This is a genomic window from Paenibacillus durus (assembly GCF_000756615.1).
GTDB classification, from domain to species: Bacteria; Bacillota; Bacilli; order Paenibacillales; family Paenibacillaceae; genus Paenibacillus_AQ; species Paenibacillus_AQ durus.
The window spans coordinates 5739439-5752760 of record NZ_CP009288.1 but is presented as its reverse complement, the minus strand read 5'-3'; the positions used below and the strand labels follow the sequence as shown (position 1 = coordinate 5752760).

Sequence of the window (13322 nt, the reverse complement as noted above, 5' to 3'; positions counted from 1 at the left end):
GCAGCTAACGCAGCAGCGCCGAATCGATTGGGGGGACGAGCCCTTCACCCGCCGCCCGGTCCAGCAGAGCCGATATGGCGGCATAGCCGCTCTCGCCCAGATCCATCGTAAAATCATTCACATACAAATCGATATGTGACTTGGCTACCTGGGGAGACAGCTCTTGAGCATGGCTCAGTACATACTCCCGCGAAGCTTCCGGGTTGTCCCAGGCGTGACGGAGAGAGGTGCGAATCCAGCCGCTGACGGCGTCTGTGTCCAGATCGCGGCGGGCGATAATCGCGCCGAGCGGGATAGGAAGTCCCGTATCGCTCTCCCACCAGCTTCCAAGGTCGACCAGCATGTGCAGCCCGTAAGAGGTATAGGTGAAGCGGGCCTCGTGGATGACGAGTCCGGCGTCGATTGCGCCGTCCCGTACGGCAGGCATAATCTCATGAAAAGGCATGACGACGATTTCGCCGATGCCTCCCGGCACCTGCTGCGCCGCCCACAGCCGAAACAGCAGGTAGGCGGTGGAGCGCTCGCTGGGCACGGCGACGCGGCGGCCGGACAGCGCCGACGTGCTGTTGGCGTCCTGCGGACCGCCCTTGGTCAGCAGCAGCGGCCCGCAGCCCCGGCCAAGCGCGCCGCCGCAGGGCAGCAGTTTATACCGGTCCAGCGCCCAAGGCAGGGCGGCATAAGAGATTTTCAGCAGCTCAGGGCCTGTGCCGTCTGCGGCAAGACCGTTCGTAATGTCGATGTCGGCGTAGGTGACATTCAGCTTCGGCGCGCCCGGTACGAGTCCGTGCGCCCAGGCGTGAAAGACAAATGTATCGTTGGGGCAAGGCGAATAAGCAATATTTAGTTCTGCGGTCATTTCAGCACCTCCGATAGGATGGGCCCGGCGGCGGCGAGCGCTTCCAGCGCCTCGCCGATGCGCCAGGCGTCCCGGTCGCGGGGACCGACCGGGTTCGAGATCGCGCGAATCTCCAGCACCGGGAGATTCCGCGCCAGGGCGGCTGCGGCGACCCCGCAGCCTTCCATGGCCTCGGCGGCCGCGCCAGGCACGCGCGCCGCCAGGGCTGCGGCCGTCTCTGCGGAGCCGGTCGCCGCCGAGACCGTGAGCACGGGTCCCGTGCTCACGTCAAGCCCCGCCGCCGCAAGTCCGGCGGCGAGCCTCGCTGCCCGGCCCGTATCGGCCGGGTAATGCGTGCGGCCGAAGCCGAGCTCGGCCGCGCTGCGGAAGCCCTCGGGCGTCTCGGCCCCGAGGTCGGCATGGACGAGCTCGCTGGCAACGACCAGCGAGCCGAGCGCTGCCCTGCCGGGGAAGCCGCCGCCGATCCCGGCGCTGACGACGCAGCCGTAGGAGCCGGCTGCAAGCGCGGCGGCGGTTCCGGCCGCTGCTGCGGCAGGGCCCGCGCCCGCGGCGATGACGGTGAAGCCGTCCGCGCCGCCGAGACCGCGCCGGACGGCCTCGGCCTCGGCCTCCACGGCGGTTACGATCAGAACACCCGGGAGGGCTTGTCCTGGCTTGGATAAATCTTGTTCTCCGGCATAGCCGGGGTCAAAGCGGGAAGTCACCGCGCAGCCCTCCTTAATTATCGGTATTTTGCAAAATTGGATTCCAGACACTCACGGGTACAAGATATACACGAATTGAAGCGTTCCTGCCTATATCTTCTTATCTTTTTTTCGCAAAGAAAAGGATACGCCCTTTTGGAGGTCAGGTCAATTTACGGCCTATATATAAAGCGCCTCAGGTTTATTTTGCAAAGAGTGTTGACAAAATAAAAATAAGGATGTATATTTATCTTAACTTAAAGATAATTATCTTAAAGATACTTGATGAACACGGAGGTGATTGAAATGAGCGGACCGAAAGAGGAGCTGATCGTAGCCGGAGATGTACGGGGCAAGGATGAAGCGGCATCGCTGAAGTTATTCGTGGTTCTGTCCAAAGCCTACCGGAGTCTGATGGACCGGGCGGTCAAGGATATGAAGAGCTACGGGCTGTCATCCGCCGAGTTTATGGTGCTTGAGGTGCTCTATCACAGAACCCGCATTCCGCTGCAGCAGATCGGAGAGAAGATTCTGGTCACCAGCGGAAGCATCACCTATAACATCGACAAGCTGGAGAAGAAGGGGCTGCTGAAGCGCGTTCCCTGCAGTGAGGACCGCCGCGTGACATACGCTGAGATTACCGAAGAGGGCCGGAGGCTGTTCGACGAAATTTTTCCGAAGCATGTAGCGATGATTCACGGAATGATGGCCGGACTGAACACGGAAGAGAAGGAGCAGGCGACCGAATGGTTGAAGCTGCTTGGTAAAGGGGCCGGTTCCTAGCTTAATTGCCGGGAAGCCCCATATATTTTTGCCAAATATCTTAAAGTTAAGAATATTAAACACAAGAGAATGGAGAGAGTTAAAAATGATTAGTGTAGGATTGCTGTTGATTCGTTTGTTTATCGGTGTTGCTTTTATCGGCCATGGAGCGCAGAAGCTGTTCGGTTGGTTCGGAGGCTACGGCCCTAAGGGAACAGGCGGATGGATGGAATCGGTCGGCATTAAGCCGGGTGTGGCGATGGCAGTCCTGGCCGGAATTCTTGAGCTTGGAGGCGGATTATTGTTCGCGGCAGGGCTGTTCACACCGGTTGGGGCCGTGATGCTGATCTTGGCCATGGCCGGAGCGATGAAGGTACATTTATCCAATGGTTTCTGGGCCACTGCAAACGGTTATGAATATCCATTGACGTTGCTTGTTGTAGCGGCGGGTGTCGCGCTGGCGGGTCCTGGCTCTATCTCGCTGGATCATCTGTTGTTCTAATCCGATTGACCTTCTAATTTCTAATACCGAGAGGAGAATAATTATTATGACACTTCAAACTGCAGGGATTCACCATATTACAGCGTTCGTTCAGGACGCTCAGCGGAACGCGGACTTTTATGCAGGCATTCTTGGTTTGCGGCTCGTGAAAAAAACAGTCAATTTCGACGCGCCGGAGGTCTATCACCTGTACTTTGGCAACGAAAGCGGAACTCCGGGCACGATCATCACGTTCTTTCCTTCGCCTATCGGACGTAAGGGAAGAATCGGCAGCGGCATGGTCGGTGTGACGACCTATGCAGTGCCTGCCGGTTCGCTCGGATTCTGGGAAGAACGGCTTCAAGCCTATGACATCCCGTATACCACTGTTCATCGCATCGGGGAGACCTATCTTTCCCTGGCTGATTACGACGGCCTGCGGGTCGAACTGGTGGAGCGGGAAGAAGGGCCTTTGAGCGCTTGGTCGTTCGGAGGAATTCCGGTAGAGCATGCCATTAAGGGGTTTGGCGGAGCCGTGCTGTACAGCATAAATCCGGCGAGCACGGAAGATACGCTGGTCAATACGCTCGGTTTTGAACGAATCGCCGAAGGAGACGGTTATGTGCGCTTTAGAGCGGAGGGGCCGTACGGCAACATTATCGATATCAAGACCGACCCGCTGCCTTTTGGGGCGGGGGGAAGCGGTACGGTGCATCATATCGCATGGCGCGCCAAAGACGACGCGGAGCAACTGGAGTGGAGAGAATTCGTACAGAGCCGGGGCTTTCATGTGACTCCGGTGCAAGACCGGAATTACTTCAACGCCATCTACTTCCGTGAAGAGGGCGGCATCCTGTTCGAGATTGCGACGGATCCTCCAGGCTTTGCGAACGATGAGGAACCGGAACATCTGGGCGAAAAGCTGATGCTCCCAGCATGGTATGAGCCGCACCGGGCGGAGATTGAGAGCAATCTGGCTCCTTTTGAGGTGCGGGAAATTGAGGTGAAGGCGGAATGATTCATATCTTCCGGCAAGGTTCCGATTCCTCGAAGCCGACGCTTGTACTGTTTCACGGGACGGGCGGCAACGAGCATGATATGCTGCCACTCGCCGAGATGCTGTCGCCGGGCTCATCCTTGCTCGGTATCCGGGGCAACGTGCTGGAGAACGGGATGCCCCGTTTCTTCCGGCGTCTGTCGGAAGGTGTATTCGACGAAGCCGACCTGGTCGCTCGGACACATGAGCTGAAAGCCTTTCTGGACGAGGCGGCGGCAAAATACGGCTTCGATCCCGCCCGGCTTACGGCCGTCGGCTATTCCAACGGAGCCAATATCGCGGGCAGTCTGCTGATGCATTACGGAAACCTCTTTTCTTCCGCAGTGCTGCTGCATCCGATGGTTCCGCTGCGGGGACTCACTCCTCAGCCTTTAGGCGGTGTTTCCGTCTTCATCGGGGCAGGCGTTAACGATCCCCTAGTCTCAGTCGCGGAGACTAAGGAGCTTCATGAGATGCTGGCAAGCGCGGGCGCGGACGTGACATTGCACTGGAGCAGCCAGGGACACCGGCTGAGCGCCGCCGAAGCGGAAGCGGCGAAGGACTGGCTGGACGGTCAAAGCTTTAACTGATGCACCGGGCGTTTGCCCGGGCAATTCCGGGATGGTTCTGCGACGCTTTGCTGCAGGGCGGCCCGTTAACATAAAGGAGAACGCAGGATTAGGGGCGAGGGCGCCGGTTCTGCGTTCTTTTTTTTCGTGATAGTGACCCTCATGAGGTATCGTCTGTTTATAATAAATGACAAAATAAAGATATTGATATTTGTATTGATTATTTCTTGTGCTATGATAATAAACAGAAGGGGGGCGGGAGCAATCCAATAATGAGCTAACAGCTAATACATAGGATGGTTGCTCTTCAGTAATATGACCAATGATTTGCCATTAACGAAAGACATGATTTTAGATGCCGCAGAACAGGTGCTGAGGCGTTATGGACCAGATAAAACCTCGGTTATAGATATAGCCAAATTTCTTCAAGTCAGTCACGGAACGCTATATCGGCATTTCGCGAGCAAAGCTGCTTTGCGGGAGGCCGTTACGGAGAGGTGGCTGGACAAAAGCGTTGCCGAGCCTTTGGAGGAGATTGCAGGTACGGCTAAAGGGAGCGCTGCGGAGCAGCTGCTCTTATGGCTGGAGACGCTCATAGGTAAGAAGCGGAAGTATGCGGTGGATGATGCCGAAATGTTTGTCATGTATGGAGCCGTTACGCTGGAAACAGGCAAAATTATTACGCTGCATATCGATCGCTTGATAAAGCAGGTTGCATCGATCATCGAACGCGGCATGCAGACGGGCGAGTTCAAGCCGGGTTCGGCTGATGCTATTGCAAGGGCAGTTTTCCAGGCAACAACTAAATTTCATCATCCTGCCCATGCCCATGAGTGGTCGTCAGAGACGATCGACGATGACTTCGATACGGTATGGCGCTTGCTCCTTTCCGGACTTAAGTAAAATACGCCTTTTAGAAACAGAACGGGTTATTCCGGGTGTTTGTTTCTAAGAGGCGTATTTTTTTCGTTGGTAGAGTATTTGGGCCGCGGACACCGACTTCGAGGAACTTATGGGCGCCCTATTTATCAAGATCAAAACTTGCGGGATTAAAGTTTGTGAAGGGTTGCAGAGATCGCCGCGTGATGAATGACAAAAATATAATTTTGTTAGTTGACATTTGTTTTATGTCATTCTATAATCAAATCATCAAGAACAACAAGAACACGCAAACGAGATTCTGAACGATAGGGCACAGCCCAACCCCCAAAAGGAGATGTTAAACATGACTCAAAGCAAACAAAACGTTGTACTCGTAACAGGCGCAGGCACCGGAATCGGAAATTTATCCGCCCGCTCGCTCGCTGCTTCTGGTCATACGGTATATGCCAGCATGCGTGACGTAGAGGGGCGCAATGCTTCGAAAGCGAAAGCCCTTCATGATTACGCCGCAGTGAATGGGTATAAGCTGAAGGCCGTGGAGCTGGATGTACTGTCGCAGGAATCCGCGGATCGTGCGGTACAGACGATCGTAGAGGAGCAAGGAAGATTGGACGTTGTTATGCATAATGCCGGCCACTTGGTCGTCGGGGTTGTCGAAGCGTTCTCGCCGGAGGAAATAGTCAAGGTGTTCGATACGAATGTCCTTGGTACGCAGAGGGTAAACCGGGCGGCGCTGCCGTACATGCGGGCGCAGCAATCCGGCCTGCTGCTCTGGATCAGCAGCACGACCGTACGCGGCGGCTTCCCGCCGTTCCTTGGACCTTATGTAGCTGCCAAAGCGGCAATGGATTCCCTGGCCCAGACGATGGCTTACGAAGTTGCGAAGTTCGGCATCGAAACATCGTTCGTCGTACCCGGCGCTTTTACGCAAGGGACATCCCATTTTCCAAGCGCGGGCCATCCGCAGGATGAGCAGACCTCCGCAGCCTATGACCGCATTAATTACCTGCTCGACGAGGTAGGGGACCGCTTAAGTGCCTTGACTCCGCCTGACGCAGATCCGCAAGCGGTTGCGGACGAAGTGGCCCGAATCGTCAGCCTGCCGGCTGGCAGCCGTCCGGCACGTTCGGTCATCGATTTCGTGAACGACGGCGCGGCTGAAGTGACCGAGCTGTCCGAGAAGCTGCGCATTGAATTCGTGCATCGCCTTGGTTTGGAGGAGCTGTTGAAACCGGCCGTTTTGTAGTAATCGATTGTTTTCTTGAAGTAAGAAATGAAAAACAATACCACAAAGGATGGGATATACAATGGAAAAGAATCTTGCAGGCAAAGTAGCTTTGGTAACGGGCGCATCGCGCGGAATAGGCCAAAAAATTGCGGAGGAGCTGGCAGCTCACGGGGCGAAGGTTGTCGTTAATTACGCGAGCAGCCCGGCCAAAGCGGAGGACGTGGCAGCTGGAATTAAGCGTAATGGTGGAGAAGCACTAGCGATTCAAGCGGATATCAGCAAGGTGGCGGAGGTCGAGAGCTTGTTCCAGAAGACGCTGGAAGCATACGGGCAGGTGGATATCCTCGTTAACAACGCGGGCATCATGATTACCAAACCGCTTACGAGCATTACGGAAGATGATTTCGACAAGCAGTTCGCGATTAATGTCAAAGGGACTTTCTTCGCCATTCAGCAGGCGGCGCTGCACATGAAGGAGAACGGGCGTATCATTAACTTCTCGACATCGGTGATAGGCCAGATGTTCCCGACCTACAGCACCTATACCGGAACGAAGGGAGCCGTGGAGCAGTTCACCCGTCAATTGGCAAAAGAACTCGGACCGAAAGGGATTACCATTAATGCGGTAGCGCCCGGTCCGGTGAACACGGAGCTCTTTACTGCAGGGAAAACGGAGGAGCAGATCAAGGCGGTGGGTAACTCCAATTCGTTTGGACGTCTAGGAGAGGCAGAAGATATTTCGAATGTAGTGCTGTTTCTAGCCAGCCCGGAATCGCAGTGGGTAACGGGGCAGACCATTCGTGTTAATGGCGGATTTATTTAAGAAAAAATAGCAGCAGCACTCCGGGACATAGAAATAAAGTCTTGGAGTACTGCTGCGTTTTGTTCGTGTAATCGGACAGAAATGCAGCTATACCTGCTCCGGAAGGAGAGCCGCTTCGAGACTTAAAGCATTCGGCTGCCGCGACCGATCAAGCATCACCCTGACAAGCAGGATACACAGGGCGATGTTGATCAGCGCCGAGAAGAACAGCAGGAAGCCGACATGGCCGCCGCGGCTCGTATACCCGTAATAGACGGCATAGGTGTTGAGGAAGATCGTCGCGCTGAAGCCGAAGGCCATCCACAGAAGGCGCTTGTCTTGAAAATAAACGCAGGCGAGCAGCGCCAGTGCCGCCGCCGGGAATAAATAGCGCTCATGCATGCTGGACGAGAAGGTGAACACGCCGGATATCAGCAGCAGGGCTGATAGCGAAGCGAATGCCGCATTGCGGCTGCGCAAGTAATACCAGCCTGACAGAAGCGTGGCGGCGGCGATAAAGATCATGCTCCAGACATGGTAGCTGAAGAACAGGAATATAGATGAAGAATTCTTATAGTTGGCCCCGAGCAGTCCGAACAGATTAAAGGCATTGACTGAAGCGTACGGATACTCGCCCACCGTGCTGCTGTACAACTGATAGAGCCACAGCGGATTTTTACCCGCAGAGAAAGGCAGCGCGATGATAACGGTCGTCACGGCGGCAATCGCCGCCGCTTTCAGCCATGGCCCGGGCTTGCCTGTCCGGAGAAGCGCGAACAGCAGTACCGGCGAATAAATAATGCCCTGCGGTTTCATCAGAATCGAGAGCGTGAGGAAAAAGGCCCCCCAGCCAAGCTTCCGCCGGGTCACCGCAAGAACGGCCGCGACTACGATCATCGTGAAAAAGGAATCGACTTGTCCCCAGAAGGTGGCGTTGATCAGCACCGCCGGGTTGAACATGTAGAATCCGGCAATCAGGAGCGCTGTCTCAAATGGGAGGCGGCGGCTGGCCGCCTTATACAACAACCAGGCGGTAACCGCATCCGCGATTATGGAGGGCAGCTTGATCAGCGTCAGGAAAAAGGATTCGATTTGCGGCAGCGTGACGATTTTGCCGGTAGCGTACAGGATGTATATGTATAGCGGCGGGTAATCGCTGGAGCTGTTCTCGTAAAAGGAGCCAAGGCCGTGTGCCGCCTCCTGCGCCCAGGTCGTAAAAAAGCGGATGTCGCCCCGGTACCCGGAAATCCAGGGGGCGGCGGCAAGCTTCAAGAATAGGCCCACGGCAAGCAGCAGGCCAATGAGTAGCCCTCTGCGGCTCTCGTTAATGCGCAGCCTGCCCGCCTTCGCGTAGTAGAAGGCCGCCCCCAGCAGCCCGGCGAACAGCGCCGCGTAGACGGCCAGCGCCAATCCGTACTGGCCGTCGCTGCCGAATCCGCCGGGGTTCATCCCGGAAGGGCGTGTGAATCCGGAGCCGGAACCGCTGCCGTCCGCTGCATTCTGCGGATCGCCCGGCACTTCGCTCTGTTGGCCGCCGTTTTGTCCTTGGGCGGAGCTGTCCTTGCCGCCGCTTGCCGCGTTCTGTGAACCGCCTTCTGCTGTGCTCTGCGGCCAGCCGTCGAAATCGCCTGCCGCACTGGAATCACCTGCGCTGGCCGCGCTCCGCAGACCGCCCTCCCATCTGCTCTGCTGCCCAGCGGCTTGCGATCCGTTCCGGTTCCCAGGGAACACGCCTCGCTCTCCGCTGCGGAAGGAGGCTCCTTCGCCGCCGCGTTGCTGCATGCCGGCACCGGTATCGGGGGCGCTGCCGCCGCTTACTTTTGCCAAGGAATATATGCTAATGCCCAGCGATATCAGCAGCGCCAAGGCCAGGGCGGCGATCCATTTATGGTTTTTAATCAGGCTCACGGGCTATTCTCCTCTCATTCTTGTCATGAAATACAGCCATTATAAAAGCCCGAGCTTAAGATACCCTGAATATGGATTTCAAATCGTGGAGAACCGTGAGACGAACCAGCGGCAGGCCGGGAAAAATACATTCTCAAACTTTGGATTGAACTTTTCGGCTAGTCTCGGGTAGTATGAAGAAATACATAAACGGCCTTACTTGGTTGTAATAGAAAGGTAGAAAAACGGATATGAACACGAAAGCAAGTGGAATTAATCCAGCCACCGTCCGGTCTTCCCGGAGGCTAAGGCTTCAGCTGGCTGTTATTCTGGGCGCGGTCGCCACCATCGGGCCGCTGTCAATCGACATGTATTTGCCCGCGCTTCCGGAGCTTGGAAGATCGTTTGAAACTTCGCCCGCGCTCGCACAGCTCAGTCTAAGCTGTTTTTTGATCGGACTGGCGCTTGGGCAGCTGTTCTCCGGGCCGCTGAGCGATGTATACGGACGCCGCCGCCCGCTGATGATCGGGATGGCCGTATATGCCCTTTCCTCGCTGCTCTGCGCATTCAGCCCTTCCATCGGCTTCTTGGTGGCCATGCGTCTGATCCAGGGACTGTCCGGTTCGGTCGGAGTCGTCATATCCCGGGCCGCCGTCCGTGATCTCTACTCAGGTTCCGAACTGACCCGGTTCTTCGCGCTGCTGATGGTCGTTAACGGCCTGGGGCCGATCGCGGCGCCGGTAATCGGCGGACAGCTGCTGCGGTTTACGACATGGCAGGGCGTTTTTTTCGTGCTGTTCGGAGCGGGCGTGATTTTTTGCCTGACCATCTGGCTTCGCCTGCCGGAGACCCTTCCGCTGGACCGCCGCTCTAAGGGAGGGCTTAAGGAAACGCTGACGACCTTCGGGAAGCTGCTGCGCAATCCAAAATTTATGGGTTATGTCCTGTCGCAAAGCTTTGTCTTTGGGGCGATGTTCGCCTATATTTCGGGTTCGTCCTTCGTTCTGCAAAATATTTTCGGCGTATCTCCGCAAATATACAGCGTGATCTTCGCCGTGAACGGCCTCGGCATCATCATCACCGGACAAATCGCCGGCAAGCTGTCGGGACGGATTGGAGAAACGAGGCTGCTAGTATGGGGGCTTCTTCAGTGCTTATTGGGCGGGCTGCTCCTTATGTACTCGATTGTAACGGCCAGCGGGCTTCCGCTGCTGCTGATTGCATTATTCGCTATCGTCTCAAGTGTGGGGGTCGTGGGGACGACCACTTTTTCGCTGGCGATGCAGGATCAGGGAGAGAATGCGGGCAGCGCCTCCGCCATGCTTGGATTGCTTCCGCTGCTGACAGGCGGGCTTGTGTCTCCGCTTGTAGGCATGGGAGGCGGGGAGAACGCGCTGCCGATGGGGACGGTAATTGCTGCTGCAAGCATATGCGCGGTGCTGTCCTACGGCCTGCTGGCGAGAAGAAAGGGACGTGCCGGATGAAGGCCTGCTTTATTTCCAGCTGATCGCAAGTGTCGGCGCAGTCAGAACGGTGAGCGTAACCTTTCTCGTCCCGGTGTTCGGGATGCTGTGGGGAGTCATTTTTCTGCATGAATCGGTCTATTTAAATACGGTGGCCGGGCTAGGGATCATTCTGCTGAGCATCATGCTGATCGGGGCCGGTCAAGGAAGGCCGTTGAACAAAAGGGAACTTAAACCGGCATTGCCCGAAATGCTCAAGTAAACCTGCGGAGTTGACAGGGAGCTGAAGCTCGATGAAACGCGTTTAGCCGCGGCATGCTGCCGAGGCTATTTCTAAAGCCGATCTTTCCACTCGAATTATATGTAATGGCTAATCCTTCACTGAAATTACCAGCATCTCCATTACCCCTCGGAGTTTTTCACAGCCGCCAGCCCTTCGGAGAAGTCGCCCCGGCAGGGTTCGGACCATATGTTTCTCCATTCTATTTTTTACCGATAAGTTGCATATTTTTATAGAATAAAAAACAATTTTTAAACTTATTTCTTGAGGTTATTGCATACTATCAGTATAATAATTACTATTTAAGGGAGGAATTTTCAATAAATAGAAAAATAATGATGCTATCTTCGTTACTGTCCCTTAACTTGCTTTTAGCATGTAGTAACCAGTCAAGCGGGGCAGGTGATAAACCTGCCTCTGAATCATCCGCAGCAACAGTAACGTCCTTTTCTCCAAAGTCTACGGTTGCTCCTGCTGAAAAAGACGCGGGTATAGCTAGCCAGTTTCCGAAATCGATTCTTTCCGATTCTATTTCTTTAGACTCTGTTAGTGAAACGCTTTCTACCCGAGCAGAAGCAGATCTTGAAGATGGAAAGATATTAATGATTTCTGGAAACAGGGAAGAGCGTGGACATCTCATTGCTTCAAGTGTTCTGGGAGCTGAGGGCGATCAGACATTTCAAAGCAATTATAAAATTGTCTATCGGCAGGGTAATAATGATAACGTTCTTTTAGAGTTACCTGCCTTTTTGTATGTACAGCCAACTGATGAAATATTACCTTTTGATAAAGTGAGCTTTAAAGAAGCAGATATTTATTTATTAACCCCGCAATATCGTACTGGGCATGGTCTTGAAGCATATGTTTTTGCAGTAAATATACAAAATAGGGATGTATTTCCTATAGAGATACGGAAAGGAGAAAAAACATCTAACACGCTCTTATATACTGAACTAGAGAAAAAGCCCTTTAATCAAAACGAACAATTAGTCGTGTATCCTCCAATAGGAGCTGGTACGCCTGAAAAGGATGCTAAGGAAATACATTATAAATTAGATCTCGGCAAGAAGCAATTTATTGCAGAATGAACCTCCCCTGCTTACAATTCGTTTAGAAATAGGAGTTTCTTACCAGCGCCTACCGTTACTTTTGATAAGCACATAGGTTGGCTATCTGGCAAAAAGATATTTATGGCAGACCGCCTGTACAGACTGGGAATGCAGAGGAAACTGATTTTTGAGCGCCGCTTGAAGTTCGGTTTTTCCGATCCATTTTCCATCGTACTGTAGGGCATAGTCTTTGGCTACCGATAAACACTGATTCCAAACTTCCGCTGATATGCGGTTGCACGCAAATAGCCGTTTTCCAAATCCGTTTTAGAGGTGTGAAACAGTGTTTTGACACATCGGATCATCTGGTTTTCGCCTCCTTCCCTTGATTCTCGATGTACGCCTTCAGTACGTCCAAAGGTGCACCACCCACAGTAGTTAAGCAGAAGCTTTGCGACCAAAAATATTCTTTCCACAGCTTCGTTTTGATCTAGGGAAAGTCTTTTTTGATGAGGTGAGAACAGTAGTTTTCACTACTAGGGGAAGCTCCTTTTACATTTGGCTGAAATTAATAAAGATTAGTCAAGCCACAAATCCCTTTTTACAAATAATTGATTTTATAGAAACATATAAGTGTAATTTACGTCTATTCTAAAAAAGAAAACTTTGAAGGAGATTTACATGAAAAGTCCAATGAAAGTAGGATTAGCAGGATTGGTTTTGACTGTTGTATTTAGTGCTGGAGCTTACGCAGCGACTGCAGTTCCAAAAATATTTGTTAACAGTAATCAAGTCAAAACCAGTACACAGCCTAAAATCATTGATGGATCTGTTTATGTTCCAATACGGGCAATCTCTGAAGGGCTTGGAGTTGATATCCAATGGGATAATAAGAGCAAGACCGTTTACGTAGAGTCTGATCCAAACTTTAAGCTGGAAGATAGTAGTGTCCAATATGTTTCGGAGCGGAATTTGGCTTACAAGTGGATCATGGCCTATGACGAGAGAAATCACCAAGGGGTGCTTGATCTAGTTACCTCCAATTTCACGACTGATATCTACAATGAAAGTTTTCCTACCGGCACTTACAATATGGGGAGCATTGTTGATATAAAAGCTGTCGCGCGCGAAACCAACGGCCTTACCGTGAGAATTGTTCAACGTGTGACTGCAGAAGATGATTATAAAGTTAAAGTGGAAAAATGGAATTTTACTTTTGAGGAAGGTAAAATTAAGTCGGTGAAGGCCGTACCAAACTCCGCTAAATATTTGGATCGTTATACAGTGTTTCCAGGAGCAAGTTTTGGGATATAATAAGGGTTGCCCTGCAACCTCTTACTGTTC

At 53.3% G+C, this 13322-nt stretch carries 14 protein-coding genes and 1 pseudogene; 11 read left to right on the top strand and 4 right to left on the bottom strand.

Annotated elements, in window-relative coordinates; all coding sequences use genetic code 11:
* Window positions 1-4: 4 nt before the first annotated feature.
* Window positions 5-856 carry a 1,4-dihydroxy-6-naphtoate synthase gene (locus PDUR_RS25380; protein ID WP_042208692.1) on the bottom strand — a complete coding sequence of 284 codons (852 nt, stop codon included), beginning with the start codon at window positions 854-856 and terminating at the stop codon, window positions 5-7.
* Window positions 853-1560, bottom strand: coding sequence for a futalosine hydrolase (locus PDUR_RS25375; protein WP_081949676.1), 708 nt, complete (start codon window positions 1558-1560; stop codon window positions 853-855). Before PDUR_RS25375 ends, PDUR_RS25380 begins: the two co-directional genes overlap by 4 nt.
* A gap of 285 nt (window positions 1561-1845) precedes the next feature.
* On the opposite strand from PDUR_RS25375, the gene PDUR_RS25370 reads away from it, so the two are divergent.
* From PDUR_RS25370 to PDUR_RS25340, 7 genes are all read left to right on the top strand, one after another.
* Window positions 1846-2322, top strand: a complete 477-nt coding sequence (locus PDUR_RS25370) for a MarR family winged helix-turn-helix transcriptional regulator (protein ID WP_042208691.1) — start codon at window positions 1846-1848, stop codon at window positions 2320-2322.
* Between the two features lie 85 nt (window positions 2323-2407).
* A complete protein-coding gene (locus PDUR_RS25365; RefSeq protein ID WP_025700743.1) occupies window positions 2408-2803 on the top strand; it encodes a DoxX family protein in 396 nt (131 codons plus the stop codon).
* 46 nt (window positions 2804-2849) lie between these two features.
* Window positions 2850-3800: a ring-cleaving dioxygenase gene (locus PDUR_RS25360; protein WP_042208690.1), complete on the top strand. Its 951-nt coding sequence runs from the start codon at window positions 2850-2852 to the stop codon at window positions 3798-3800.
* On the top strand, window positions 3797-4408 hold the full coding sequence (locus PDUR_RS25355) for an alpha/beta hydrolase (RefSeq protein ID WP_042208689.1): 612 nt from the start codon (window positions 3797-3799) through the stop codon (window positions 4406-4408). The genes PDUR_RS25360 and PDUR_RS25355 overlap by 4 nt, the downstream gene beginning before the upstream one ends.
* 294 nt (window positions 4409-4702) lie before the next feature.
* The gene (locus PDUR_RS25350) at window positions 4703-5290 is read left to right on the top strand and encodes a TetR/AcrR family transcriptional regulator (RefSeq protein WP_042208688.1); all 588 of its coding nucleotides are present in this window, start codon (window positions 4703-4705) and stop codon (window positions 5288-5290) included.
* A gap of 322 nt (window positions 5291-5612) precedes the next feature.
* The gene (locus tag PDUR_RS25345) at window positions 5613-6515 is read left to right on the top strand and encodes an SDR family oxidoreductase (protein WP_042208687.1); all 903 of its coding nucleotides are present in this window, start codon (window positions 5613-5615) and stop codon (window positions 6513-6515) included.
* A gap of 61 nt (window positions 6516-6576) precedes the next feature.
* Window positions 6577-7320 (top strand): SDR family oxidoreductase, encoded by a 744-nt coding sequence (locus PDUR_RS25340; protein WP_042208686.1) that lies wholly within the window; start codon window positions 6577-6579, stop codon window positions 7318-7320.
* 87 nt (window positions 7321-7407) lie between these two features.
* Here PDUR_RS25340 and PDUR_RS25335 read toward each other — a convergent pair whose 3' ends face one another.
* Window positions 7408-9207: a hypothetical protein gene (locus PDUR_RS25335; RefSeq protein WP_042208685.1), complete on the bottom strand. Its 1800-nt coding sequence runs from the start codon at window positions 9205-9207 to the stop codon at window positions 7408-7410.
* Between the two features lie 230 nt (window positions 9208-9437).
* Between PDUR_RS25335 and PDUR_RS25330 the strand changes: the two genes are divergently transcribed.
* The 3 genes from PDUR_RS25330 (at window position 9438) to PDUR_RS25320 (ending at window position 12017) form a co-directional block, all read left to right on the top strand.
* On the top strand, window positions 9438-10670 hold the full coding sequence (locus PDUR_RS25330; RefSeq protein WP_042208684.1) for a multidrug effflux MFS transporter: 1233 nt from the start codon (window positions 9438-9440) through the stop codon (window positions 10668-10670).
* Window positions 10660-10911, top strand: coding sequence for an EamA family transporter (locus PDUR_RS25325; RefSeq protein ID WP_042208683.1), 252 nt, complete (start codon window positions 10660-10662; stop codon window positions 10909-10911). Before PDUR_RS25330 ends, PDUR_RS25325 begins: the two co-directional genes overlap by 11 nt.
* A 353-nt stretch (window positions 10912-11264) precedes the next feature.
* Entirely contained in the window at window positions 11265-12017 is a 753-nt protein-coding gene (locus PDUR_RS25320) for a hypothetical protein (protein WP_042208682.1), read from the top strand.
* A gap of 322 nt (window positions 12018-12339) precedes the next feature.
* Here PDUR_RS25320 and PDUR_RS28385 read toward each other — a convergent pair.
* A pseudogene (locus PDUR_RS28385) lies at window positions 12340-12498 on the bottom strand (transposase); the annotation flags it as partial.
* 161 nt (window positions 12499-12659) lie between these two features.
* On the opposite strand from PDUR_RS28385, the gene PDUR_RS25315 reads away from it, so the two are divergent.
* Window positions 12660-13292 carry a copper amine oxidase N-terminal domain-containing protein gene (locus PDUR_RS25315; RefSeq protein ID WP_042208681.1) on the top strand — a complete coding sequence of 211 codons (633 nt, stop codon included), beginning with the start codon at window positions 12660-12662 and terminating at the stop codon, window positions 13290-13292.
* The last annotated feature ends 30 nt before the right edge of the window (window positions 13293-13322 follow it).

Excerpts from the sequence above, each read along its gene's own strand:
- PDUR_RS25380 (WP_042208692.1), bottom strand. The coding sequence starts at position 856 with ATGACCGCAGAACTAAATATTGCTTATTCGCCTTGCCCCAACGATACA.
- PDUR_RS25370 (WP_042208691.1), top strand. The coding sequence starts at position 1,846 with ATGAGCGGACCGAAAGAGGAGCTGATCGTAGCCGGAGATGTACGGGGC.
- PDUR_RS25365 (WP_025700743.1), top strand. The coding sequence starts at position 2,408 with ATGATTAGTGTAGGATTGCTGTTGATTCGTTTGTTTATCGGTGTTGCT.
- PDUR_RS25360 (WP_042208690.1), top strand. The coding sequence starts at position 2,850 with ATGACACTTCAAACTGCAGGGATTCACCATATTACAGCGTTCGTTCAG.
- PDUR_RS25355 (WP_042208689.1), top strand. The coding sequence starts at position 3,797 with ATGATTCATATCTTCCGGCAAGGTTCCGATTCCTCGAAGCCGACGCTT.
- PDUR_RS25350 (WP_042208688.1), top strand. The coding sequence starts at position 4,703 with ATGACCAATGATTTGCCATTAACGAAAGACATGATTTTAGATGCCGCA.
- PDUR_RS25345 (WP_042208687.1), top strand. The coding sequence starts at position 5,613 with ATGACTCAAAGCAAACAAAACGTTGTACTCGTAACAGGCGCAGGCACC.
- PDUR_RS25340 (WP_042208686.1), top strand. The coding sequence starts at position 6,577 with ATGGAAAAGAATCTTGCAGGCAAAGTAGCTTTGGTAACGGGCGCATCG.
- PDUR_RS25330 (WP_042208684.1), top strand. The coding sequence starts at position 9,438 with ATGAACACGAAAGCAAGTGGAATTAATCCAGCCACCGTCCGGTCTTCC.
- PDUR_RS25320 (WP_042208682.1), top strand. The coding sequence starts at position 11,265 with ATGATGCTATCTTCGTTACTGTCCCTTAACTTGCTTTTAGCATGTAGT.
- PDUR_RS25315 (WP_042208681.1), top strand. The coding sequence starts at position 12,660 with ATGAAAAGTCCAATGAAAGTAGGATTAGCAGGATTGGTTTTGACTGTT.